Genomic DNA, 22,240 nt, shown 5'->3' with positions numbered 1-22,240 from the left:
GACGAGCCTCCATCACGTATCTCGAATGTTGCGTCAGCCTGATGATGACGCATCTTCAACGCGAAGAAGTCGCAACCATCCTCGAGCAGGAAGCTGACATGCTGCGCAGGCTGGACTAGCCCTGAACCTTGGACGAACAACGTGGACAGCTCCGTCCCAGGTCCGAGCATTCACCTTGTCAATGAAGGGGAACTGATATGAGTCTCGGCACAATCCTCATTATTATCCTGATCTTGCTGCTGATCGGCGCAATCCCCACCTGGCCGTATTCGTCGGGCTGGGGCTACGGGCCTTCGGGCCTGCTCGGTGTCATACTTATCATCTTGGTGATCATGGCGCTCATGGGCCGGATTTGAGGCCGGGCCTAAAGCGCATCGCGATCCTTCAACTCGCGCTGGCCGACTTCTTCTGTGCGGGCGACCCACTTCCGATCCAAAGCGCCGCCAGGATCAATGCGGCCGCCAAATAGAACACGCTGGCGCCGACCCACATGATCAAGCCCCCAAGCTGCTGGTCCTGAAGCGCCGTCAGGTTCCATTGCGGCGCAGCTGAATCGTTTCCAAGGAAGATTTGGTTTTTCGACAGGGCCACTATCGCGCCGAGCAGGCCGCAATGCATGGAGGTGAAGAACAGATAAAACACCGACGCGCCGCGGCTTTTGCGGCGCGCGCGGCCATTAAGCAAGGCCCACCAGAAGAGCAGCGCGCTTGCCAGGAAGCTGAAATGCTGCAGCCAGTGGACCGGCTCGCTCGCAAGTGCGGCATTGAACAGGACGGGCATGTGCCACACCCAGATGGCGAGGCCGTGGAGAATCGTCGCGGAGGCCGGCTCGGTCAGGCCTCGTCCTATCATCCGCAAAAAGGCCCATCGCACGGCCCCGCCAAGGTGCCGCCGTACAGCGCGTGAGAACGCCCATAGCATGACGCCGAGCGGCCGCGACAGAACGAGCGCAGGAGCCGCGGCGACCATCAACACCTCGTGCTCGATCATGTGCGCCGTAAAGAGCCGCTCGCCCAGTTCATGCAGCGGCGACACAAGAGCCGCGACCAGCAGTGCCCACCCCGTCGCGAAGCAGGCCAATTGCCACCAGGCGACGCCGCGCCCCACTCCCGCGTGCCGCCAAAGCCGTGCAACGCCGGCGCTGTAGAGTAGCAGCACAACGCCAAACGGGATGACGATCGTGCCGGAGACGGACCAGCCGCCAGTTTCTTGATGCGCGCCATGCGCGAATGCGACGGCCGGCGCCAGCACCATGCACTGCACCGCAACGAGCAGCCCGAGCGACCGCGCCTCGCAAGTGGCAGGAACAACCCGCATCAGAACCTCGGCAGCCAATAGAGCACCGCGTAAAGCGGGAACCACGACAGCACGACGAAATACCAGTAGAACGCATTGTCCTCTGCATCGCTGAAGCGTTTACCCATCCCGTGCCGCGTGAACATCAGCACGGTCAGGACCAGCGTGTCGGCGACGTCGGTCAGCACATGCACGCCGTGCAGGCCGAGCAGGAGCCAGACAAAGGAACCATAGGCATTGTCGCTCCAGCGGACCGGCAGGGCCGAGAATTCCAGGATGCGTAGCGCCACAAGCACCAGGCCGACCGCGCTCATGACCAGCAGCAGCAGACGGACCGCGCGCAAATTCTCCCGCATCGCTGCTCGCTTTGTCAGGAAATTCGGCAGCGCGCTGGCGACCAGGACCAGCGTGAAGAGCGCGGACCAGTCCAGGTGCAAAGGAACCGCGTCCTTCGTCCAATGCTTATTGGTGACGGCAAGGTAGAGATAGCCGCCAATGCCGAGCGCGAAGCCGGTTCCCTCCAGCAGACAGAACGAGAAGGTGCCCCACCAGGGGGTGACACGCGAGCCGAAGGCATAGGTCGGCAAACCGGAGACGTCCATAACGCTGCGAGCCATCTAGGCGTTCTCCTCGGCGGTCTTCGGCCAGAACCAGGCGACGAGCACAATCGCCACGACAGGCGAACCCCAGGTAATCGCCCATGGCGTATAGATCGAACCGATGAAGGCAACGGCGGTGGCCAATGCCGCCAGAAAGGGCCAGATTGAGGGCGCCGGCGATTCCTCGCGAATATCGGGCTGAGCCTCGGTGATGCTTGTGACGACCAGTTCGCGCTCATCGACCTTGAGGCCGCTGATCACCAGCTTGTCGTTGCCGTGATCCCAGAGCGGCGAGCCGCTTGTGACATAGGGAATGCGGTCGAAATTCTGCGGCTGAGGCGGCGACGTGGTCGCCCATTCCAGCGTGTCGGCACCCCAGGGATTGTCGCCGGCGGCGGCACCGGAGCGGGCGCTGGCGACGATGTTGTAAAACATCAGCAGGAAGCTTGCAAAGAACAGCAGCGCACCGGCGCTGGCGAGCAGGTTGAGCCCGCCCCAGCCCATCTCGGCGGGATAGGTATAGACCCTGCGCGGCATGCCAAGCAGGCCGAGCAGGTGCATGGGAAAAAAGGCGGTGTTGAAGCCGATGAAGGCGAGGGCGAACTGCCATTTGCCGAGCCGCTCGTCCATCAGCCGCCCCGTCACCTTCGGGAACCAGTAATAGACCGCCGCGACCAGCGGAAACAGGGTGCCGCCAATCAGCACATAGTGGAAATGGGCGACGACAAAATAGGTGTCGTGCACCTGCGTATCGATCGGCACCGACGCCAGCATGACGCCCGAAAGCCCGCCGACGACAAAGATGAAGAAGAAGCCGAGCACAAAGATCAGCGGCGCCTTGAGCACCGGCTTGCCGTCCCAGAGCGTAGCGATCCAGCAGAATATCTGAACGCCGTTCGGAATGGCTATTGCCATACTGGAGGCGGTGAAGAATGCCGCGCCCACCTGCGGCAGGCCCGTTACAAACATATGGTGTACCCACAGGCCAAAGGACAGGAAGCCGATAGCGATCAGCGACAGCACCATAGGCAGATAACCGAAAACCGGCCGTCTGGAGAACGTTGCAACGATCGCCGACACGAACGCGGTCCCGGGCAGGAAGATGATGTAGACTTCCGGGTGGCCGAAGAACCAGAAAAGGTGCTGCCAAAGCAGCGGGTCGCCGCCTGCATTGGCATTGAAAAACTGCGTGCCGACCAGCCGATCCATGATCAGCATCGACGAGGCGAGCATGACCGCCGGCATGGCGAAAATGATGATGAAGGAATGGACAAGCATCGTCCACACGAAGAGCGGGATACGGTCAAGCGTCATGCCCGGCGCGCGCTGCTTCAGAACCGTGACGACGATCTCCACCGATACGGCGAGCGCGGCGACTTCGGTAAAAGTGATCATCTGCGCCCAATAGTCGGGGCCTTTGCCCGGGGTGAAATCCAGGCTCGCGAGCGGCACATAGGAGAACCAGCCGACGTCCGGGCGGATGCTCAACGCGAATCCGCCCCACAACATCAGGCCGCCGAAGAGATAGACGTAGTAGGAGAAGGCGTTGAGACGCGGAAAGGCGATGTTGCGGGTGCCGACCATGAGCGGCACCAGATAGACGGCGAACGCCTCGCCGACCGGCACTCCGAACAGGAACATCATCGTCGTGCCATGCATGGTAAAAAGCTGGTTGTAGAGTTCGGCGTCAACGAGATGACTGTCCGGCCGCGCAAGCTGCAACCGCATGATGATCGCCAGGATGCCGCCGGCCAACAGGAAGACAAAGGCGGTCACGGCGTAGCGGATCCCGATGATCTTATGATCGACTGCCGAGAGGGCGCCGATCAGGCCGCGCGCCGTGCCCCAGGTCTTGCTCAATCGTGCCTGCAGTTCCTCGTCGCCCAGATCGGCATCGCGGATATCATGACGCTGTTTAACCGCAGGGCTCATTGCGAGCTCTCCAACAGAGTGGCAGGTCGAGCCGCTCCTTTTGAGCCGACGGCGTGTTGCGTCGCAAGCTGAGCCATCGACGTCGCCGGCCTGGCTTGATCGGCGCGCCAGCGTTCGAATTCATGCGGCTCCAGCGCCACGACGAAGATGGCCATATGCGCATGCTGCTGACCGCAGAATTCGGCACACTGGCCGCGGTATATGCCAGGCTTGCTCGCCTCTATGCGGAGCTCGTTCATTTTGCCGGGGATGAGATCGAGCTTGCCGGCGAGGCTTGGTATCCAAAACGAGTGGATGACATCGGCCGTTGCGAGATTGATATCGACCGGGGTTCCAACCGGGATGCGAATCTCGTTTGCCGTCTCGAAGCCGCCGTCTCCTTCGTAGCGCACCTGCCACCACCACTGGTGTCCGATGACCGAGATCGTCAGCGCAGCCCCGGCCTCACCCCCGAAAATCGTCCTTTGTCCGCCGAAGCTGAGCACGGCCAGGCCTGAGAGAATGATGATGGTCGATGTAAGCATCGCAGCAAAGGCGATAAGCATCGGCCGTTTTACGGCTGGACGCGCTTCTGCCGGTTCGCCGCGACCTTCCCGCCGACGCGTTAGCGCCAAGAGCAAGCCGGCCATGGTAACGAGCCAGACAAGTCCGAGCACCGCCGTAAAGGCCCAGAACAGAACAACCAGCGCGTCGGCCTGCCGGCCATGCGGATCAAGGGCCGACTGCTCGCCGACGCAGCCCGAGATGAAAGCGGCGCCACCGGCGGCACCCAGGAGGCCGGCCAGCGCGCTCGCGCCCCTTTCGCAGGCTTTCACAAACAGCGAGAGCACGGCATCCGGAACTCTCCAATGCCGTTTCGTGTTGTTGGCCTCATCAGGTGCCAAGGAGGCGGAGCGGTGGGTCTGGAGCGCGATACGAGGATTTTCCGCGAGCCCGGATTCTACGTCGCAACGCTCCTTGCCTTCGGCCTGATAGGCGGCGTTCTTCTGTTTTGCGGTATCTACGCACCGTAGGTGCTGTGGCGGATGCCGGGAGCAGTCGCCAACCCCGAAATTCTGCATCTCGTAAGCCGGCCGGAAGTCCATTCAGCGTGGTCACTCGCGGGAAGGATGCTTCAGTCGGCTGTCCGCCTATGCGGCCCGCCGCGCTCTGTTGAACCGACAGGAAAAGATAAAGTTCCTTGAGCGGCCTCGATCCCGCCCGCGCAACATTGCCCTCTTGGCTTGGTAGAGCTTCTGCGAACCCGGATGTCGTCTATTGCGGGCCTTCAGATCGACTGGCGAAATAGCTCGATACTGCCCGTATGTCGTCATCCGTGAGGCGTTGGGCTGCCGTCGCCATGATACGCCAGAACTGGGTGCCGCCTCGGCCCTCGGACCGGAACAGCTTCAGTTGCTCTTCGAGATAAGCCGCATGCTGGCCGTCAAGCCGCGGATAGATCGGATTTCGGTTGGGGCCGGTATGGCAGCCGGAACAGGCGGGCACGTTCTTTTCTGGAATTCCGACCTCCGCGATATGCTGTCCCCTGCTGATGGTCTCCGCCGGGATTTGATCGTGATCCCCCGGGACCGGCGGCAGTGCGGCAAAATGCCGGGCAAGCGCAGCCATTTCGTCAGGAGCGATGCCGGTCACCGGCAGAGCCATGAAGCCGCTCGTGCGGTCGCCTTTGGCATAAGCCCGGAGGCTGGCGATCAGGTAGGGTTCTTTCTGCCCGGCCAACGCAGGCACGAGACCACCACGGCCCCCGCCGTCGCTGCCATGGCAGCGCGTGCAGTCGGCGAGTGCATCTGGAACGGCAGGTTGGCGGTCGCTGCCGGTTGCATCGCTGCCATCGAAGGACAGCGCTCGAAATTCGTTCGCATCGAGTTTCGGGAGTTCCCGCAGGAAGGCAACCATTGCCCAGACCTCGTCGTCACGGTCGCGGGCCGGCCAGGCGGGCATGCCCGTGAAACGTATTCCATGCTTGACGATCCGAAAAAGCTGGGCGTCGGTCCAATCTCTGACCGTCAGTGCGAGATCCGGCGGTTGCGGAAGCATACGCAGCACCGCCGGCGAACGGAGCTGGCCAGGTGCGCCGTGGCAGATCGCGCAGCCTCGCGCAAAATGGCCGGCTGCCGCCGGCAGCCCCCGCCTGTCGAGAGTTTTAGGGGCGTCCACTGCCAAAGCATAGGTGCGTACGGCCGAGCGCATAGCGAATTGAAGGAACCAGGCCGTCACCTTCCAATGGCCGCTGCTGGCACCGACATTGAAAAAGCCGATCCATGCTCCGAGCAGTATGAGAATAGGCAAACCTACGGCGCCGATGGCGACGTGCTTCAGCCGGACCATTATCGGTTCGTTTGCCGCCCTGCCGATTTCATCTTCTGCATCTGAAGCAGTGTTGGACGGCTTTGCCCGGGAATGAGAGCGAGCCCCGGGCATCACTGCAAGGCCTTCAGATATTTCGCGATCGTCCGGATTTCGGTTTGTGGAAGCATATCGAATGCTGGCATTTTCACGCCCGGTTTCACCAGGTCAGGCCGGGCGATGAACCGTCCAATGGCTTCCTCGGTATTCGGCAGGACTCCGGCGCCGATCGTTCGTCGCGACCCGACATGGGACAAGTCCGGGCCGATCGTCCCGCGCGCCTCGCTGCCTCTTATGGTATGGCATGCGCCGCAACCGTTGCGCAGGAACAGCGACAGCCCGCTATCCGGCGCATGTTGAGGTGAAGTCGGGTCCTCAACTTGTGCGATTGGGATTGTCTCTACGATTGGAGGATCGATGGCCATCGCATGCCGCTCGAACTCCTCTGCCGCGGCCCAGCTATTGCTCCCCGCGAGAAGCCAAAACGCGCAGCCCGCCAGAAGGGAGAAGCCGACATTCGCGGACATGACTTTCCCTCCCGCGCTTTAACTTGGCCCGCGCTTTAACTTGGCAGGGGTCGGCGAGGTTCCATTGCCCGGCACTCCGAACGCTGCATCCTGCGTGGCCGTTCGGAGTGAACGCGGCAGCAGGAGCGTCGAATGACAAGCGGCCCGGCGATTTTTCCAGCTCTCAAGGAACATTCCTGGCTGGTCACAGTTCGGCGCGAGGAACTTACCTCCAACAACAGAGGCGGCGGTTTCGTGACATCGAAAAAAGTTCGCATCGGCATCGTCGGCGTCGGCAATTGCGCATCCTCCCTTGTGCAAGGCCTCACCTATTATCGCCAGGCAAAAAGCAACGAGCCGATCCCGGGGCTGATGCATGCCGATCTGGGCGGCTATCATGTTGAGGACATCGAGGTCGCCTGCGCCTTCGACGTCGCCAAGAGCAAGGTCGGGCAAGACGTAGCCGAGGCAATCTACAGCGCCCCGAACAACACCTTCCGGTTTGCCGATGTAGCGCCGATCGGTGTGCGCGTGCAACGCGGGCCCACGCTCGACGGCATCGGCAAATATTTGCGCGACGAGATCGAGGAAGCGGATGAACCCGTCGCCGACGTGACAGCGGGCCTTCGCGAAAGCGGAGCCGAGGTGCTGGTGTCGTATCTGCCGGTCGGCTCGGAAGCGGCCACCCGCTTCTATGCAGAATGCGCGCTGGCAGCCGGCTGTGCTTTCGTCAACTGCATACCGGTCTTCATTGCTTCGCGGCCGGAATGGCGTCGGCGTTTCGAGGAGCGCGGGCTCCCGCTCGTCGGCGACGACATCAAGAGCCAGGTGGGCGCCACCATTATTCACCGGCTGCTCGCCAATCTGTTCCGGGAGCGCGGGGTACGCATCGACCGCACCTATCAGCTCAATTTCGGCGGCAACACGGACTTTCTCAATATGCTGGAGCGGGAGCGGCTGGAATCCAAGAAGATCTCCAAGACGCAATCGGTGACCAGCCAGATCGATGTTCCGCTCGAGCCAGGCAACATCCATGTCGGACCCAGCGACCATGTGCCGTGGCTCACCGATCGCAAATGGGCTTACATCCGCGTCGAAGGCACGACTTTCGGCGGCGTGCCGCTGAATGCCGAGCTCAAGCTGGAAGTCTGGGACTCGCCCAACTCCGCCGGCGTGGTGATCGACGCCGTGCGCTGCGCCAAGCTTGCCCTCGATCGCGGGATTGCAGGGGCACTCACTGGGCCTTGCAGTTACTTCATGAAGTCGCCGCCGGAGCAGTTCACCGACGCCGAGGCTCGCTTGCGCACGCTCGCCTTCATCGCCGGCAGGGACGAGCCGATGCTCGACGCCGCCGAATGACCACAATCTTCTTTCTCATCCGGCATGCGGAGCACGACGATGTCGGCCGCTTCCTGCCCGGTCGCCTGGAGGACGTCGATCTCGGCGGCGCGGGCTGGTCACAGGCGCAGCAACTGGCGCGCCGCATGGCCAGAGAGCCGCTTGCCGGGATCTTGAGCAGCCCGCGCAAGCGCACCTTGGAAACCGCGAAACCTATCGCTATCGCCTGCGACATCGAACAGATCTCGATCCGTCAGGAACTGGACGAGATCGATTTCGGTGCATGGTCCGGCAAGACGTTCGAAGAGCTGAATGGCGATGCCGCCTGGCGAATGTGGAACGACCAGCGACAGAACGCCCGCACGCCGGGCGGCGAGACCATGCACGATACGCAGCAGCGGGTTATCGGTCTGATGGATGCGCTGCGCCAACAAAACCCAAACCGATGCGTTGCGCTGATCAGCCACGCGGACGTTATCAAGGCCGCGGTGTGCAAGGTCCTTGGCCTTCAGCTCGGCGACTGTTTCCGCTTCGACATCGAGCCCGCCTCCATCACCACCATCGTCCATGGCGACTGGGGTTCAAAGCTCATTCGCCTGAACGAAATCGCCTGACGGGAGCTGTCCGATGCGGATGGTGATCTTCGGCCTCACTGTCACCTCCTCCTGGGGAAACGGACATGCCACGCTCTGGCGCGGGCTGATACGCGCATTGGCGCCACTCGGCTGGTGCATCAGCTTCTTCGAACGCGACACGCCCTATTACGCCGGCGCAAGGGATCTCGATCATCTGGACGGCGGCGACGTGGTTCTCTATCGCGCCTGGGAAGACATTGCGCGCGCCGCTGATATCGCGGTGCGGGAAGCTGACGTTGTCGTCGTTACCTCCTACTGCCCGGACGCCGTCGAAGCCTCATGCCTTGCGCAGGAGAACTGTCCCGGGTTGAAAGTGTTCTACGACCTTGACACCGCGGTGACGCTGGCGCGCATCGAACAAGGCGACCAACCATCCTATTTCGGTCCGGAAGGACTTCGCGATTTCGACCTGGTGCTGAGCTACACCGGCGGCCCGGCACTCGATGCGCTCAAGACCATGCTGGGCGCGCGTCTCGTCGTGCCGCTCTACGGCCATGTTGATCCCGACCGTCATCGGCCAGCGCAGGCCAGGGCCGAATTTGCCGGCGATCTGTCCTATCTCGGCACTTATGCCGCGGATCGCCAGGCCGGCGTCGAGAAGCTGCTCGTCGCGCCCGCTGTCCGGCTGCCGGAGCGCCGCTTCGTCATCGGCGGCGCGCAATACCCGCAGGATTTTCCGTGGAGCGATAACATCTTCTTTGTCAGGCATCTGCCGCCTGCCGATCATCCGGCCTTCTTCTGCTCGTCGCGCCTGACCCTGAACGTCACCCGAGAGGCGATGGCGCGCAAGGGCTGGTGCCCCTCGGGCCGGCTGTTCGAAGCGGCAGCCTGCGGCGCCGCCATCATTTCCGATGACTGGCCGGGCCTGGATAGCTTCTTCGAGCCCGGCAACGAAATCCTGCTCGCACATTCCTCCGACGACGTGGTCGCCGCGCTCGGTTTGCCGGACGCCGAGCTCGAGGCGCTGCGCCGCCGAGCCCGCGAGCGCGTCCTCGACGAACACACATCCGCGCGCCGCGCCGCGGAACTGGACCGGATCCTGAACGACACGGCCCGGGCGCCAGCAAACGAACCGATGAAGGAAGCCGTCTGATGTTGGGTATCGTGCCTGCCGCCGGGCGCGGCAGCCGCATTCAACCGCTTGGGTTTTCCAAGGAACTGCTGCCGGTGGGCAGCCGGATGGATGGGCAAACCGAGCGTCCCTGTGCCGTCAGCGAATATCTGGTGCGCCGAATGGTCCGCAACGGCGTCGACAGGATCTGCTTCATCATCGGATCGGGTAAGTCCGATATCCTCGAATATTATGCCGCCGGTTATGACAGCGCGGCCGCGATCTTCGTGGCCCAGCCGTCTCCGGTTGGTCTTTGCGACGCGATCTTCCGCGCCGCCCCCCTCGTCGCGCCGGAAGAGACCGTCCTGATCGGTCTGCCGGACACGATCTGGTTTCCCGAGGACGGTTTCTGCCACCTTGCGGACGACCGGCTGTCTTTCCTGCTGTTTCCTGTGGACCGGCCCGAGCTTTTCGACGCCGTGGTCGTCGATCAGGATGGCCGCGTCGAGCAGATCCAGGTCAAGCAGCAGGGCGCAGCCACGGACTGGGTCTGGGGCGCGTTCAAGATGCCGGGCCACATCTTTCAGCGGCTCGCGGCGCTATGGCGCGAACGGGACGGCTGCGACGAGTATTTCGGAACGTTGGTCAATGCTTACCTGGCCGCCGGCGGTGAAGCCTGGGGCGTCAACGCGGGCTCGGCCTATGTCGATGTCGGCACCTTCAACGGCTACCGCACGGCGCTCCGGCTGCTTGAAAACAACGACACTTCGGAAGAAGGCACGCCGATATTCTTGCCGCCGGGCCGCTCGCAGGTGCCGTCGTTGCCAGGCGAAGGAGGCTGACCATGCTGCATTCAGACGCGGAAATTCGCCGCCGCATCGACGCGCTTGGACCGTGGTTCCACAACATGGAACTGGCGGGCGTGCAGACCGCTCCGGACCATTTCCTCGGCAACTATCCCTTGATCAAATGGCGCAAATTCGCCGATGCGATCCCGGCCGATCTGTCGGGCAAGTCCGTGCTCGACATTGGCTGCAATGCCGGCTTCTACTCCATAGAAATGAAGCGGCGGGGCGCAGACCGCGTGCTCGGCATCGACTTCGACGTGGCCTATCTGACGCAGGCGCGCTTTGCCGCCGAGATCGCGGATTGCGACATCGAATTCCGCGAGCTGTCGGTCTATGACGTCGGGGCGCTGGGTGAGACCTTCGACATCGTGCTCTTCATGGGTGTGCTTTACCACCTGCGCCACCCGTTGCTGGCGCTCGACCTGATCCGCGAGCACGTCGCCCGGGATCTGATGATCTTCCAGTCGATGCAACGCGGCAGCGGCGAGGTCCTCGCGCTTGAAGAGAACTACCACTTCTGGACGCACGATCTGTTCGATCGACCTGAATTCCCGAAGCTGCACTTCATCGAGCACCGCTACGCCGACGATCCGACCAACTGGTGGATCCCGAACCGCGGCTGCATCGAGGCGATGCTGCGCAGCGCCGGTTTCGAGATCCTGCTTCAGCCGGAGGACGAGGTCTATTTCTGCCGTGCGTCAGCCAAGCCCCTGGGTGAAGGTGCGGTCTATCCTTCGAAAGGACGAAATGATGATTGAAGCCGCGATGATCTGGAACGAGCCCAACAATAAGTCGCATTGGGACCCCGAGCTTGATCCGGACTGGAGCCGCTTCGCCAGCATGACCATCCTGGCGGCCGACGCGATCGAGCTTGAAAACCCGGCGATCACCAGGGTCCTTGGCGGCATTTCGCCGATCGATGCCGGCTTCATGTCGCTGATGAAGGGGTACGGCGTGCTGGATCATGTCGATGCCGTCGCCGTTCACGGCTTTCCACTCGACTGGAACCTTTGGCAGATGCATGAATGGCCGCAAAAGCTCGCCGAGATAGCCCAAGTCACGGATCTGCCGATTTGGGTCAGCGAAGCGGGCGTCTCGAGTTTCGGCGCGGAGGAGGTCCAGGTCTGGGGCCTGCGGCGGACCGCGGAACTTCTGCTTGGCAACGTGCCCCGCGTGCAATGGTACAGTCTATATGATTTGCCTCACGCTTGGGGAGCGACCACGCGCCACCGCGAGGTGGAAGGCTCCTCCTATTACCGCCATTTCTACATGGGTCTGCTGCGCGAGGATGGCACGCCCAAGCCGGCGCTCGAGGAGTTCCTGCGCCACACGCCGGAAATGGGTCTCGTCCAGTGGTTCCATTTCGAGGACCACCGGCTGGACGACGCCGTCGCCTGGATGAAGCGGCTGGGCGTCACCAATCTGCGCACGGGCCTTTCCTGGGCCGACAGCTTCAGACCGAATGCCCTCGATTGGTTCGACCGCCAGATGGAAGCCCTGGCGGACTTCAACGTCACCATCACTTTTTGCTTCACGCCCGAGCACCGGGGCCTGCAGCCTCATCACACCAGCCCGCCACAGGCGCCAGAAGAATTCGCCGAATTCTGCGCGAGCATGATGCGCCGCTACGCACCTGGCGTGCGCAACGCCACGATGCCTGAACGGCGGGTCTCGGCCGCATGAGGTCACCATGTCGTCCGTCGACCAGTCGTCAAATCAGCTGGCTGAATTCGCCACCCGGCTGATCGGCAACGACATCGATCCAGGTGCCGGCATCATGATTGTCGTGGCGCACCCGGATGACGAAACGATCGGTATCGGCGGCCATCTTGCCGGACTGCCCGGGTGCCGCATCGTGCATGTAACGGACGGAGCGCCGCGCAATCTTGCCGACGCAAGAGCCCATGGGTTCGAGACATGGCAAGACTACGCCCATGCCCGTCGCGCGGAATTGGAGGCCGCTTTGTCGGCGGCGGGCCTGTCGTGCGCAAACCTTACCGGTCTCGACTATCCTGATACGCAAGCGGTCATGCATCTCGTCCCGCTCGCGCAGGAGTTGGCCTGCCTCTTCGCTGCCGCCGGGACCCGCTTCGCCTGCACGCATCCCTTTGAAGGAGGGCATCCCGACCACGACGCCACAGCTTTTGCGGTTCACGCGGCATGCCATTTGCTGCACCGCGACCGGCGTCCGGCCCCCACCATTGTCGAGATGGCATTCTATGCCGCGGGGCCGGAAGGCCCGATCTTCCAGGATTTCGCCGATGATCGCGGGACAGATCGCATCGAGGTCTGCCTGACCGAACCGGCCTTTCGGCGCAAGCGGGCGATGTTGGCCAGCCATAAGACGCAGCAGCGGACGCTTGCACCATTCTTCGGGTCGACCGAGCGGTTCCGCTTGGCGCCCGCCTATGACTTCCGCGCATTGCCAAATAACGGCAGGCTCTACTATCAATCGCTGCCGCTGGGCTTCGAGCCCTCGACGTGGCTGAGCGCCGCGGCTGTCGCGCATGAGGAGCTTCGGCTCGATCAGCCATGACGCTAACCGTGCTCAACGTTGCCTATCCGCTTGCGCCTGTCGGGCCCGATGCGGTCGGCGGCGCCGAGCAGGTTTTGTCGATGCTGGACCGCGCGCTGATGCGGCAGGGCCATCATTCCATCGTTGTCGCCTGCCGGGGTTCCAGCGCAGCCGGGACCCTGGTCGAGACGCCTGCCGAAACGGGCGCGCTCGACGAGACGGCAAAGAACCGCGCCCAGCGCGCACATCGCGTGGCGATCGCAGCCGCCCGGGCGCGCTGGCCGATCGATGTGGTTCACCTGCACGGCATCGATTTCGACGCCTATCTTCCCAATGACGGCCCCACGCTCGTGACACTGCACCTGCCGCTCGCCTGGTATCCCCCCGAGGTGCTGAGGCCGGCTCGTGAGAATCTGTGGCTGCACGCGGTCTCGCAGGCGCAGCAGAAAACCGCGCCGCCCGGATCGAGGCTGATCGCGCCCATCCCGAATGGGGTCGACGTTGATGCGCTGAACGATGTGCGGTCGCGTCGCAATTTCGCGCTCGTGCTAAGCCGAATATGCCCGGAAAAAGGCATCCACCTGGCGATCGACGCCGCGAAACGCGCCGGAGTGCCGCTTGCGATAGGAGGGCAAATATATCCCTATCAGACCCATCTTCAGTATTTCGCCGACGAGGTGAAGCCTCGCCTTGACAGGCGGCGACGCTTCCTGGGACCGCTCGGCTTTTCCGCCAAGCGGCGGCTTCTCAACGCCGCCCGCTGTCTGGTCATTCCAAGCCTTGCCGCCGAAACGAGCTCGCTCGTTGCCATGGAGGCGCTCGCCTGCGGCACGCCCGTTGTGGCCTTTCCGAATGGCGCCCTGCCCCATGTCGTCGAGCACGGCAAGACCGGCTTTCTGGTCAATGACGTCGACGAGATGGCGATAGCCATAGATGCCTCGGCCGATCTCGACAACGAGACATGCCGAGCGGAGGCGCAAGCTCGGTTTTCGCTCGATCGCATGGTTTCGGCTTATATGAATGCCTATCGGGCACTGGCAAAGCTCGGTGATTCCCATGCACGGTTGGGAGCCGCGCGGTGAGCAGCCTGCGTGCCGATGTCATCCGCGATCAAGATGCGCTCGACGACCTCGAACGGCATTGGTGGCCGCTCTGGTCGCAATGCGGCTCTGCCACGCCCTTCCAGTCACCCGCCTGGCTCCTGCCATGGTGGCAGACATTCGCGCCGGGCGATCTTTCGGCGATCGCCGTGTGGAGCGGAAATGATCTCGTCGGCCTGGCACCCCTCTACATGGAACGGCACGCTTCCGGTTCGCGCCTGCTTCCGATTGGAATATCGCTGAGCGACTATCTCGATATTCTTTGCGCGCCCGGTTTTGAAGAAGCCGTCGGGACTTTGATTACCGAAACGGTGCTTTCGCTCCAATGGTCGCAATGGATCCTGCCCGACCTTTCGGCTGAAGCCACATCGCTGGGCCTTGTGCTGCCCGATATTGAAGAGAGCCGATCCGCCGGCCATGCCGCCTGCCCCGTGCTTGCCTTGTCTGGCGACGACACGCTTACATCTTCCGTTCCCGCGCGGCGGAGGCGCCAGCTGCGTCGCGCTCTGAGAGCCGCGCAACGGAGAGGCCGGCTGACGATCATGCGGACGGAGGCCGCTTCGGAGACATTTCTCGCTCAGTTGATCCGCCTGCACAACGCCCGCTGGGCCGGACAGGGCGGCGGCGTGCTGACGCAAAGCACGATCGAGTTTCATCGCAATGCCTTGCCACGCCTCGCCGCGAAGCATTTGGCGCGCTGTTGGCTGATCGAAATCGACGGCGCTGTGGTCGGCGCCTACTATGGTTTTCACCACCGCGACCGCGCCTATGCCTATCTCGGCGGCTTCGACCCTGATTATGCGCAGGAGAGCCCCGGCGCCATTCTGATCGGCAAGGCTATCGCCGAAGCCGTGCAGGACGGCGCGCGAGAGTTCGATTTTCTGCGCGGCCGGGAGAACTACAAATACGGCTGGGGGGCAGAGGACCGGTGGACGGTGCAAAGGGTCTGGACCCGGAACGCGCCATGACCGCGGCAGAACGAGAGCGGATGATCGCGCGGCGTATCCTCGAGAATTGCATGGCGAACGGCCTGCCCGCCGCAGTCGCGGTCGCCAGATTGGCCGTCAATCTCAAGACGGAAATCCATGCGGCAGAATTGGCGGATCTGGCATTGGACATGCGGGCAAACGCCTCCCATTGCAAAGGCTGGCTCGAGAACATAGCCGTGCTTCTGTCGGGCAAGGCAGATGCCTTCGACAATCTCCGCTCAACGGCGGCTTCGGTTTGTCATGACCGTCAGGGCGATGAAACGGGCGAAATGACGGTCCGACGGCTGGCGGGCGGTTTTGACGAGGCGGTCGCCATCTCTGCGGCGGCCAGCGTCCAACTTTCCTCCCTTGGTGATGAGGAAAAGCTTTCGGCTACAACCGCCGAAATCGTCTCTTGGCTTGAGCGACAAGACTTTACCGGGGCGGACGAGACGATACTTGATATCGGCTGCGGCATCGGCCGCTTCGAAGGCGCGCTCCATGCCAGGGCGAAGCATATTGTCGGCATCGATATCTCCTCCAGGATGATCGCTGTCGCGCGCCGACGCTGCGCCGGCCTTGGCAATGTTGAGTTCCGCCAGACCTCCGGCCTCGACCTCGCCGAATTCGCCGACGCCGGCTTCGATAGCGTGTTGGCGGTAGACAGTTTCCCCTACCTGGTGCTCGCCGGCGTCGCCGAGCGGCACTTCAGCGAAATGGCGCGTGTGCTGCGGCCGGGAGGGATGGCGGCGATCCTCAACTATTCATACCGGATGTCGCCGGCCGCCGATTCCTCCGACATCCGTCATCTCGCCCGTATATACGGCATGGATCTCGTCATCGATGGCGAGATGCCTTTCCGTCACTGGGACGGCACCGCCTTTCTTATTCGCAGTACCGGCGGAACATAACGCACGGACCGGAGTTCGGACGCCGAACCACTTGCGCAGAAGCTGGAAGACCTGGGAGAAGAAGATGGCATCCGGCGGTAAGAAACACATGGGCCGCGGCAGTCAGGGCAAGGGTGCCGGGACCGGAGCGAAGACGAATATTCCGAAAGACATGATTGGCGAAAATGACGTCCTGTCGAACCGGGATAAAAAGCAGCATACAAAACAACGCGGCCTCGACAGCAATCGGGTCAAGTCCGATCAGTATCAGGACCACGCGGCAAACCGGATCCCGGAAGACTGATCTTGCGGCGACTATCGCAAGACTTCCCAGGCTCGCAACGGATCAGTTCAGGCGAAAGGGTTTCGCCCTGCCGTAATCTGCTGCGGAGCTGAAGGTGATCGGCGGCTGGAAGCGCCCTTGCAAACTCTGGCCGCGTATGGTCTCAAGTGGATCTCGAAGGGACCACATTTGCTAAGAGAATGCCATGTCTCGTCCGAGCCAGCGCGATCCCGTCAGCCAGGCAAACCTGGGCATAGACGAAGAGATTGCGTCGTTGTTGACCGCCATTGAGCAGGAAAAAGTTCCTGACCGGCTGAATAAGCTCGCGATAGAGTTGCAGAATGCACTGATCCAGAAGCGTGGCTGCAAAAAGGACACCTGACGCAAACCCTTACCGCTGTCTGTCAGCACCTCTGTCCCAGTGATCTTCCGCGAGATGGTCACGTTTTTCGACCAACGCTTGCGATGAGCTTTCATCAAGGAATTCCAGGACGCTTGCACGCGCGCGGTTGAGACGGCTTTTGACGGTTCCGACTGCGCACTTGCATATCTCAGCCGTTTCTTCGTAGCTGACGCCCAGCACACCGATCAGCATCAAGACTTCGCGCTGATGAGCGGGAAGCTTCTGGATGGCCTGATAAACTTCCTTGCTCCGAACGGACCAATCCTGGGAGGCTTCCGAGATCGGCCGGCTCGAGGCGCAGTCGAGCAGACCAGGCGCCTCTCTGGCCGCGGCCTTGACCCGCGTATAGTGGGTATTGCGCATGATCGTGAAAAGCCAGGACTTCAAGCGCGTTCCGGGCTCGAACTTGTCCAAGTTCGCAAGCCCCTTGGTCAAGGTCTCCTGCACCAGGTCGTCGGCATCATCGGGCACACGGCAAAAAGTGCGCGCGAAAGCACGCAAGGCAGGAATGAGGTCGACGACGGCGATCTCGCCCGGTACGCAGTCAGGCGCGGCATGGCCTTTGGATAACACGGTTCTGACCCCTGCAAAGAGTTGATGAGCATTGATCAGGGAGAATGCGTGACGATGATGATCGTTCCTGTTGGAAACGAACTGCTTGAACGCCCGGACCAGCCAATGGCCTCGCTGTTCGGGCTGGTTAGAGGAACCAACTCGCCACCAGGCCCGCCGAGGCCGCAAAGATTACCGCCGTTGTGATGCCCCCGAGGATGTTCGCGCTACGGCTATTGACCTGGTCGCCCATAATCCTGCGATCGTTCGTCATCAAAAGGATCAACAGCAGCAGCGGAGGCGTGGAAAAGCCTTGCACGATGCCTGCCCAGACCAATGCCTGCATTGGATTGAAGCCGAAAAAATTCAGCGTAACTCCGATGAGCGTGAATGCTCCCGTTGCCAGGTAGAAGCCCGGTGCTTCGAGCGGTTTCGCACTCATGCCGTTTTTCCAGCCCATCGCCTGCGCGACATCGAAAGCAGCGCCGGTCGTCATCACCGGGACTGCCAGAAAGCCGACACCGATCACACCGGCTGCGAAGATTATGCCTGCCGCATCGCCGGCAAGTGGCCGCAGCGCTTCGGCCGCCTGGGCTGCCGTTTCGATCTGGGTTTGACCGACCTTGTGGAGCGTCGAACCGGTCGAAAGAATTATGGAGTACATAATCAGGTTGGAAAACGTCATGCCGATGAGAATATCCCGCCGCGACCGGCTCAACTCTTCCTCTGTTGCTCCCTTCCGTTTCTCAAGACTGGTCCGGCCTTTGGCGATCTCCTCTTCGACCTCCTGATTGGATTGCCAAGTATACATGTAGGCCGAAAGCGTTGTTCCTATTATCGCCACGAGAATCGACAGATATTCACGGCTGAACCGTACTTTCGGCAACAATGTACCGCTTAGCACCGGAACCAGTTCCGGCTTTGCGAGGATAGCCGAGATGACGTAGGCGAGCAGTGCAAGCGCCAGCACTCGGAATATATTTCTGAGGAGGTCGTAAGAACCGAAGACTTGCAGAGCGAACATGAATGCTGCGACGAAAGCGACGATCACCGGAATCGGCAACGGCACGAACAGGTTGATCGCTGCTGCCATCGCACCAAGATCCGCGGCCGCTTCAATCGTGTTGCCGATCAGGACTCCTACCAGAACCGACCATAGCAACCATCGCGGATAGAAATCTGCGATAACCTGGAACAATCCCCGCCCCGAAACTTGGCCGAGCTTCGATGAGAGGTACACGACGATGTACATCATCGGCAGCGTCACGGGTGCGGTCCAAAGCAGGTCAGGCCCGAACTTCGCTCCCGCGCTGGCATAGGTTCCGATTGCCGAGCAATCGTCGTCGGCCGCACCAACGATCAAGGCCGAACCAACGGCTCTCCCGAAACCTTGCTTCGGCCTGTTTGTCCCGTTGTCGGCTTGTTCGATCATCACTTGCGCTCGGTGCCAGCGGAAAAGGTTCGGCCGAACATGCGCGAGTGGGTGCCGCCCTTTGCTTCGCGGGGCCGAACTGCCCCATCAGGCATTTTGTTCCGCCGCAAGAGCGGGTCCGCCTGCGCACTGTCGCCGCCGTGCGCCCTCCCATGGGCGGAATTTTCACGACCCTCTGCCGCTCGCAGAAGACGCCGGATTGAACCGGGTCGGGCCTGCCGTTGAGATGGACTGCCATTCAGTCCCGATTTGATGGAACAATAGCGCCCAGGATTTGTTCTCAACACTCATTCGGCGTCGGGCTGCGCAACTAACGGGAGATAGCCATGAAGGTCGCCAATTGCATGACAAAGGACGTCGCGGTCGCGAATCCCCAACAGTCGATCCGCGAGGTGGCGCAGATGATGGGCAGGCTTGATGCTGGCGTGGTGCCTGTCGGTGAAAATGACCGGCTGGTCGGGATGATCACCGACCGGGACATCGTCATCCGCGGGATAGCGCTGGGCAAAGGTGCCGATACCATGGTGCGCGATGTCATGAGCGCGGAGGTAAAATATTGCTTTGATGATGACGACGTCGAGCATGTACTTGAGAACATGCGCGACCTTCAGGTTCGCCGGCTACCGGTTCTCAACCGGGACAAACGGCTCGTCGGCATCATCTCACTTGGCGACCTCGCAAGAAGTGGTGAAACGCGGCAGGCCGGACAGGCTTTGAGCGGCATCTCGGCGCCAGGCGGCGATCATTCGCAATCCATCCATTGATGACGACGGCGGCATCGAGCCTACGCCAGCCAAGCGGAACCACCTGACTGCGCCGCGGCTGCCACAAGACGGCCTCCGCGGCGCCGCGCTGTCAGGCAATCGACCGGCAATGGTCGCTTCTCAGGCTGTCTGCCTATGCACCAACGCTGTCTGGCCACAGTGCCTGGATCTCTTTAGGCAGAGCATCGCGTACCTTCGCCGACTGGCCGAGGTCGATATGATGGGCTAGCGCCCTGAACACCAGCTTTGTCGCTTCGCCGGCGTCCACTTGCCGCCCATTTTTCAGACCCGACGCGATCGGACTGAGGAACTCTTCGACCGAGCGATCCCGGTTCTGCAGGCCGGATGCCTGATATTGATCGTAATATGCACCGCGGATCAGGAGCGGCAACTCAGCACCCAGGTTCGCCGCCAGTTCGGCTGGCAACCTGTCGCGCAAGGTGCGCAGAACCACGCCGAGCGCATGCCATGCGAGCTTCCGGTCCTCGCCCAGGCCCTCCATGATCTCGTTCAGCCAGATGTTGGTGATCTGCACCGTCTTGTCGAAAACCTCAAGGCCGTTAGCGCTCATCATCGCCTCCTGTTTGCAACCCTCCGCATGCCCGTTACGGACACAACACTCGACAAAGCGTATTGTTTCGTTCATCCGGCCGATTGCTAGAACGTTACCTTCTTTTGCTTTCTGGCACCGGGCTTCATGGCGGCGGCATGGCTGCTGGTCCTCACTGAAGGCCCGCGTGATCTCCGCGCCGAGCAAAAAACATCTGAGCCGAGTAACAGACCCGGAGCAGCACCACCCTCGGCGCGCCGGCGGCGCTTTTGGGGACGTCGCTATCGAACTGCTGCCGATGTACCGGCCCATCGGCGACCTGCCACGATGAGGAGAGAAATTGGCCCGGCAGCCGAGAAAGTTCACCGCCCCCGCAATTCGCGGCTTCAGCAGGAACTCCCTGACACCGCCGTCGTTGGTATTCAGTATTAATCCCAAGGAGGCTTTGGATCATGGATTGGAACCGCGTCGAAGGTAATTGGAAGCAGGTCAAGGGTAAGGTCAAGGAGCAGTGGGGCAGGCTCACCGACGACGACCTCGACCGCATCGCCGGCAAGCGCGACCAACTCGAAGGCAAGATCCAGGAACGTTACGGCATCGAGAAGGATCGTGTACGCCGCGACGTCGACGACTGGGCGAACCGCCAGGGCTGGTAACACCCGCCGCTCAAATGAACGATACCGCAGCCCTCATGCTGGGCAGCGGCATCAAAAAATCGAGGGATTTTCGGAGCCGAACAACGGCAACATGAACAGCTGACTTGATGATTCGTGACGCGGTGAACGGATGGCCAAGAAAAAATCGAAACCTGCCTTGCCCGCCATGGCGACGGCCTCCCCATCGGAGGCTTTCGAAGCGGCTTATTTTGCCCGCAAATGCGGTCTCACACCTGACGAAGCGCTAGGAATGATGCGCGAGGCGCAGAGACGGCAGGGAGCCAGGCACCGGTCGGCAGGAAAACGCAAACATTAGCGGCGGCGGCGTGCTGGCCGGCTCGGTTTTGACACGGCTCAAATCACCGCTTCCTCGAGAAACGGTTTGTTGAGCGGTATGCGCTCATAGCAGAACGGCGACAGATCGAGCGTCTGGAAAGCCCCGTGGACGATCAGCTCCGAAACCGCCCGGCCGACCGCCGGAGACTGTTGCAGGCCGTGTCCGGAGAAACCATTGGCGAACATGAAGTTCTTTACCTCGGGGTGGAAGCCGACGATGCCGTTGTGGTCGAGCATGTTGTATTCATAGTGGCCGGTCCAGCTGGTCTGTACCTTCAGCGCGTCGAAGGCCGGGATGCGGTGCCACAACGCGGGCCAGATATAGTCGTCGAACTCTTCAAAGTGCATCTCGAAGTCGTCGTAGTCGGCGGGCCCGTCGCCTTGCGGCGTGTTGCCGGTGAGGAAAAGCTCGCCCTCCGGACGCACGAAAGTCCCGGACAGGTCGATGACATTGGGCATCCGGCCGGGGATCGGGTTGGCGCTGGCGAAGACGAAGCTGTAACGCTTGTAGGGCGCGACCGGGATGGAGAGGCCGGCCATCGCCGCCACCTGCTGCGCCCGCGGGCCTGCGGCGTTGACCAACGTGCCGCAAGTGATCCTCTCGCCGGTGGCGAGGCGGGCTGCGACGACCCGTCCACCGGCAAGCTCCAGCGCGGTCACGGCGTTATCGATATATTCGACACCGCGGGTCCGCGCCGCACGGCGGAAGCCGTTCAACATGCCCATGGAATCGAACCAGCCCTCTTCACGCGAGCCCCAGGAGCCGCCGCCTAGGTCGTCGACGTTCAGCCAGGGGAAGCGCTCTTTCAGCGGGCCCGGCTCGAGGAAAACGGTGTGGGCGCCAAGGCTGCGCTGCAGCTCGACCCGCTCCCGGGCGGCTTCCACCCCTTCGGGGGAACAGCAGTAGAGATAGCCGTGCTCGCGGAAGCCGAGGTCGGGCGCCGGCTCGTCCTTGTAGAAGGGCGCCATCCGCTCCTGGAAGCCGCGGATTATCTCGATGCCGAACTGGCTGATCTTCACGTTGATCGGATTGGAATATTGCTGGCGGATTGCGCTGGTGGAGAGGGCCGTCGAGGAAAATTCGTAGCTTGAATCGCGTTCGACCACGAGAATCGAGGCGCCGCTGCCCAGCGCCTGGGTCAGCCAGTAAGCAATCGAGGAACCGATGACTGCGCCGCCGACGATCACGATGTCGTAGGCGCTGCGTGACGGGGCCTTGTAGGAAGGGATCGCCATGACG

At 62.0% G+C, this 22,240-nt stretch carries 25 protein-coding genes; 15 read left to right on the top strand and 10 right to left on the bottom strand.

All coding sequences use genetic code 11. The annotated features are described in order from the left end of the window. Positions 1 to 197: 197 nt before the first annotated feature. A complete protein-coding gene (locus FJ974_RS11625; protein WP_140537172.1) occupies positions 198 to 356 on the top strand; it encodes a DUF3309 domain-containing protein in 159 nt (52 codons plus the stop codon). Between the two features lie 28 nt (positions 357 to 384). On the opposite strand, the gene FJ974_RS11620 is transcribed toward FJ974_RS11625, so the two are convergent. The 6 genes from FJ974_RS11620 to FJ974_RS11595 form a co-directional block, all read right to left on the bottom strand. Next, positions 385 to 1,335: a cytochrome c oxidase assembly protein gene (locus FJ974_RS11620; protein ID WP_226891571.1), complete on the bottom strand. Its 951-nt coding sequence runs from the start codon at positions 1,333 to 1,335 to the stop codon at positions 385 to 387. Continuing rightward, a complete protein-coding gene (locus FJ974_RS11615) occupies positions 1,317 to 1,913 on the bottom strand; it encodes a cytochrome c oxidase subunit 3 (protein WP_140537173.1) in 597 nt (198 codons plus the stop codon). Before FJ974_RS11615 ends, FJ974_RS11620 begins: the two co-directional genes overlap by 19 nt. Next, complete coding sequence (gene ctaD / locus FJ974_RS11610; protein ID WP_140537175.1) at positions 1,914 to 3,827, bottom strand: cytochrome c oxidase subunit I; 1,914 nt, start codon at positions 3,825 to 3,827, stop codon at positions 1,914 to 1,916. Beyond that, complete coding sequence (gene coxB / locus FJ974_RS11605) at positions 3,824 to 4,657, bottom strand: cytochrome c oxidase subunit II (RefSeq protein ID WP_226891570.1); 834 nt, start codon at positions 4,655 to 4,657, stop codon at positions 3,824 to 3,826. Before coxB ends, ctaD begins: the two co-directional genes overlap by 4 nt. Before the next feature lie 424 nt (positions 4,658 to 5,081). Continuing rightward, a complete protein-coding gene (locus FJ974_RS11600; RefSeq protein WP_226891568.1) occupies positions 5,082 to 6,155 on the bottom strand; it encodes a c-type cytochrome in 1,074 nt (357 codons plus the stop codon). 92 nt (positions 6,156 to 6,247) lie between these two features. Next, positions 6,248 to 6,700, bottom strand: a complete 453-nt coding sequence (locus FJ974_RS11595) for a c-type cytochrome (RefSeq protein WP_140535869.1) — start codon at positions 6,698 to 6,700, stop codon at positions 6,248 to 6,250. A gap of 234 nt (positions 6,701 to 6,934) precedes the next feature. Between FJ974_RS11595 and FJ974_RS11590 the strand changes: the two genes are divergently transcribed. The 12 genes from FJ974_RS11590 (at position 6,935) to FJ974_RS11535 (ending at position 16,689) form a co-directional block, all read left to right on the top strand. Further along, positions 6,935 to 8,038 carry an inositol-3-phosphate synthase gene (locus tag FJ974_RS11590; protein WP_140535898.1) on the top strand — a complete coding sequence of 368 codons (1,104 nt, stop codon included), beginning with the start codon at positions 6,935 to 6,937 and terminating at the stop codon, positions 8,036 to 8,038. Next, positions 8,035 to 8,631, top strand: coding sequence for a histidine phosphatase family protein (locus tag FJ974_RS11585; RefSeq protein WP_140535867.1), 597 nt, complete (start codon positions 8,035 to 8,037; stop codon positions 8,629 to 8,631). The genes FJ974_RS11590 and FJ974_RS11585 overlap by 4 nt, the downstream gene beginning before the upstream one ends. A 13-nt stretch (positions 8,632 to 8,644) precedes the next feature. Next, the gene (locus FJ974_RS11580; protein WP_140535864.1) at positions 8,645 to 9,745 is read left to right on the top strand and encodes a glycosyltransferase; all 1,101 of its coding nucleotides are present in this window, start codon (positions 8,645 to 8,647) and stop codon (positions 9,743 to 9,745) included. Continuing rightward, positions 9,745 to 10,545: a sugar phosphate nucleotidyltransferase gene (locus FJ974_RS11575; RefSeq protein WP_140535863.1), complete on the top strand. Its 801-nt coding sequence runs from the start codon at positions 9,745 to 9,747 to the stop codon at positions 10,543 to 10,545. Before FJ974_RS11580 ends, FJ974_RS11575 begins: the two co-directional genes overlap by 1 nt. Positions 10,546 to 10,547: 2 nt before the next feature. Next, entirely contained in the window at positions 10,548 to 11,309 is a 762-nt protein-coding gene (locus FJ974_RS11570) for a TIGR04290 family methyltransferase (protein ID WP_140535860.1), read from the top strand. Further along, a complete protein-coding gene (locus FJ974_RS11565; protein WP_140535895.1) occupies positions 11,302 to 12,234 on the top strand; it encodes a beta-xylosidase in 933 nt (310 codons plus the stop codon). Before FJ974_RS11570 ends, FJ974_RS11565 begins: the two co-directional genes overlap by 8 nt. A gap of 94 nt (positions 12,235 to 12,328) precedes the next feature. Further along, positions 12,329 to 13,087 carry a PIG-L deacetylase family protein gene (locus tag FJ974_RS11560; RefSeq protein ID WP_226891567.1) on the top strand — a complete coding sequence of 253 codons (759 nt, stop codon included), beginning with the start codon at positions 12,329 to 12,331 and terminating at the stop codon, positions 13,085 to 13,087. After that, the gene (locus FJ974_RS11555) at positions 13,084 to 14,148 is read left to right on the top strand and encodes a glycosyltransferase (RefSeq protein WP_140535855.1); all 1,065 of its coding nucleotides are present in this window, start codon (positions 13,084 to 13,086) and stop codon (positions 14,146 to 14,148) included. The genes FJ974_RS11560 and FJ974_RS11555 overlap by 4 nt, the downstream gene beginning before the upstream one ends. Further along, positions 14,145 to 15,134, top strand: coding sequence for a GNAT family N-acetyltransferase (locus FJ974_RS11550; protein WP_140535852.1), 990 nt, complete (start codon positions 14,145 to 14,147; stop codon positions 15,132 to 15,134). Before FJ974_RS11555 ends, FJ974_RS11550 begins: the two co-directional genes overlap by 4 nt. After that, on the top strand, positions 15,131 to 16,045 hold the full coding sequence (locus tag FJ974_RS11545; protein ID WP_140535892.1) for a class I SAM-dependent methyltransferase: 915 nt from the start codon (positions 15,131 to 15,133) through the stop codon (positions 16,043 to 16,045). Before FJ974_RS11550 ends, FJ974_RS11545 begins: the two co-directional genes overlap by 4 nt. Before the next feature lie 64 nt (positions 16,046 to 16,109). Continuing rightward, on the top strand, positions 16,110 to 16,328 hold the full coding sequence (locus FJ974_RS11540) for a hypothetical protein (RefSeq protein WP_140535849.1): 219 nt from the start codon (positions 16,110 to 16,112) through the stop codon (positions 16,326 to 16,328). 184 nt (positions 16,329 to 16,512) lie between these two features. Next, the gene (locus FJ974_RS11535; protein ID WP_181177216.1) at positions 16,513 to 16,689 is read left to right on the top strand and encodes a hypothetical protein; all 177 of its coding nucleotides are present in this window, start codon (positions 16,513 to 16,515) and stop codon (positions 16,687 to 16,689) included. A 9-nt stretch (positions 16,690 to 16,698) separates the two neighbouring features. Here FJ974_RS11535 and FJ974_RS11530 read toward each other — a convergent pair whose 3' ends face one another. Together FJ974_RS11530 and FJ974_RS11525 are read right to left on the bottom strand one after the other, a co-directional pair. Beyond that, positions 16,699 to 17,283: a sigma-70 family RNA polymerase sigma factor gene (locus FJ974_RS11530; protein WP_140535847.1), complete on the bottom strand. Its 585-nt coding sequence runs from the start codon at positions 17,281 to 17,283 to the stop codon at positions 16,699 to 16,701. A 127-nt stretch (positions 17,284 to 17,410) separates the two neighbouring features. Further along, a complete protein-coding gene (locus tag FJ974_RS11525) occupies positions 17,411 to 18,694 on the bottom strand; it encodes an Nramp family divalent metal transporter (protein ID WP_140535844.1) in 1,284 nt (427 codons plus the stop codon). A gap of 326 nt (positions 18,695 to 19,020) precedes the next feature. Here FJ974_RS11525 and FJ974_RS11520 point away from each other — a divergent pair, with 326 nt between their 5' ends. Continuing rightward, positions 19,021 to 19,458, top strand: coding sequence for a CBS domain-containing protein (locus tag FJ974_RS11520; RefSeq protein ID WP_140535841.1), 438 nt, complete (start codon positions 19,021 to 19,023; stop codon positions 19,456 to 19,458). Positions 19,459 to 19,591: 133 nt separating this feature from the next. Here the strand turns inward: FJ974_RS11520 and FJ974_RS11515 are convergent, their stop codons facing one another. Continuing rightward, positions 19,592 to 20,029 (bottom strand): DUF2267 domain-containing protein, encoded by a 438-nt coding sequence (locus FJ974_RS11515; protein WP_140535839.1) that lies wholly within the window; start codon positions 20,027 to 20,029, stop codon positions 19,592 to 19,594. 431 nt (positions 20,030 to 20,460) lie between these two features. Between FJ974_RS11515 and FJ974_RS11510 the strand changes: the two genes are divergently transcribed. After that, positions 20,461 to 20,664 (top strand): CsbD family protein, encoded by a 204-nt coding sequence (locus tag FJ974_RS11510; RefSeq protein WP_140535836.1) that lies wholly within the window; start codon positions 20,461 to 20,463, stop codon positions 20,662 to 20,664. Between the two features lie 354 nt (positions 20,665 to 21,018). Here the strand turns inward: FJ974_RS11510 and FJ974_RS11505 are convergent, their stop codons facing one another. Further along, positions 21,019 to 22,236 (bottom strand): NAD(P)/FAD-dependent oxidoreductase, encoded by a 1,218-nt coding sequence (locus FJ974_RS11505; protein WP_140535831.1) that lies wholly within the window; start codon positions 22,234 to 22,236, stop codon positions 21,019 to 21,021. Positions 22,237 to 22,240 lie beyond the last annotated feature (4 nt).

The sequence above is a fragment of the Mesorhizobium sp. B1-1-8 genome, assembly GCF_006442795.2.
Taxonomy (GTDB): Bacteria; Pseudomonadota; Alphaproteobacteria; order Rhizobiales; family Rhizobiaceae; genus Mesorhizobium.
This window is presented reverse-complemented; position numbering and strand designations above follow the sequence as displayed.

Coding starts and splice junctions, on each gene's coding strand:
- FJ974_RS11625 (WP_140537172.1), top strand. CDS start 198: ATGAGTCTCGGCACAATCCTCATTATTATCCTGATCTTGCTGCTGATC.
- FJ974_RS11615 (WP_140537173.1), bottom strand. CDS start 1,913: ATGGCTCGCAGCGTTATGGACGTCTCCGGTTTGCCGACCTATGCCTTC.
- ctaD (WP_140537175.1), bottom strand. CDS start 3,827: ATGAGCCCTGCGGTTAAACAGCGTCATGATATCCGCGATGCCGATCTG.
- FJ974_RS11600 (WP_226891568.1), bottom strand. CDS start 6,155: ATGGTCCGGCTGAAGCACGTCGCCATCGGCGCCGTAGGTTTGCCTATT.
- FJ974_RS11595 (WP_140535869.1), bottom strand. CDS start 6,700: ATGTCCGCGAATGTCGGCTTCTCCCTTCTGGCGGGCTGCGCGTTTTGG.
- FJ974_RS11585 (WP_140535867.1), top strand. CDS start 8,035: ATGACCACAATCTTCTTTCTCATCCGGCATGCGGAGCACGACGATGTC.
- FJ974_RS11580 (WP_140535864.1), top strand. CDS start 8,645: ATGCGGATGGTGATCTTCGGCCTCACTGTCACCTCCTCCTGGGGAAAC.
- FJ974_RS11575 (WP_140535863.1), top strand. CDS start 9,745: ATGTTGGGTATCGTGCCTGCCGCCGGGCGCGGCAGCCGCATTCAACCG.
- FJ974_RS11570 (WP_140535860.1), top strand. CDS start 10,548: ATGCTGCATTCAGACGCGGAAATTCGCCGCCGCATCGACGCGCTTGGA.
- FJ974_RS11565 (WP_140535895.1), top strand. CDS start 11,302: ATGATTGAAGCCGCGATGATCTGGAACGAGCCCAACAATAAGTCGCAT.
- FJ974_RS11560 (WP_226891567.1), top strand. CDS start 12,329: ATGATTGTCGTGGCGCACCCGGATGACGAAACGATCGGTATCGGCGGC.
- FJ974_RS11555 (WP_140535855.1), top strand. CDS start 13,084: ATGACGCTAACCGTGCTCAACGTTGCCTATCCGCTTGCGCCTGTCGGG.
- FJ974_RS11545 (WP_140535892.1), top strand. CDS start 15,131: ATGACCGCGGCAGAACGAGAGCGGATGATCGCGCGGCGTATCCTCGAG.
- FJ974_RS11540 (WP_140535849.1), top strand. CDS start 16,110: ATGGCATCCGGCGGTAAGAAACACATGGGCCGCGGCAGTCAGGGCAAG.
- FJ974_RS11535 (WP_181177216.1), top strand. CDS start 16,513: ATGTCTCGTCCGAGCCAGCGCGATCCCGTCAGCCAGGCAAACCTGGGC.
- FJ974_RS11525 (WP_140535844.1), bottom strand. CDS start 18,694: ATGATCGAACAAGCCGACAACGGGACAAACAGGCCGAAGCAAGGTTTC.
- FJ974_RS11520 (WP_140535841.1), top strand. CDS start 19,021: ATGAAGGTCGCCAATTGCATGACAAAGGACGTCGCGGTCGCGAATCCC.
- FJ974_RS11515 (WP_140535839.1), bottom strand. CDS start 20,029: ATGAGCGCTAACGGCCTTGAGGTTTTCGACAAGACGGTGCAGATCACC.
- FJ974_RS11510 (WP_140535836.1), top strand. CDS start 20,461: ATGGATTGGAACCGCGTCGAAGGTAATTGGAAGCAGGTCAAGGGTAAG.
- FJ974_RS11505 (WP_140535831.1), bottom strand. CDS start 22,236: ATGGCGATCCCTTCCTACAAGGCCCCGTCACGCAGCGCCTACGACATC.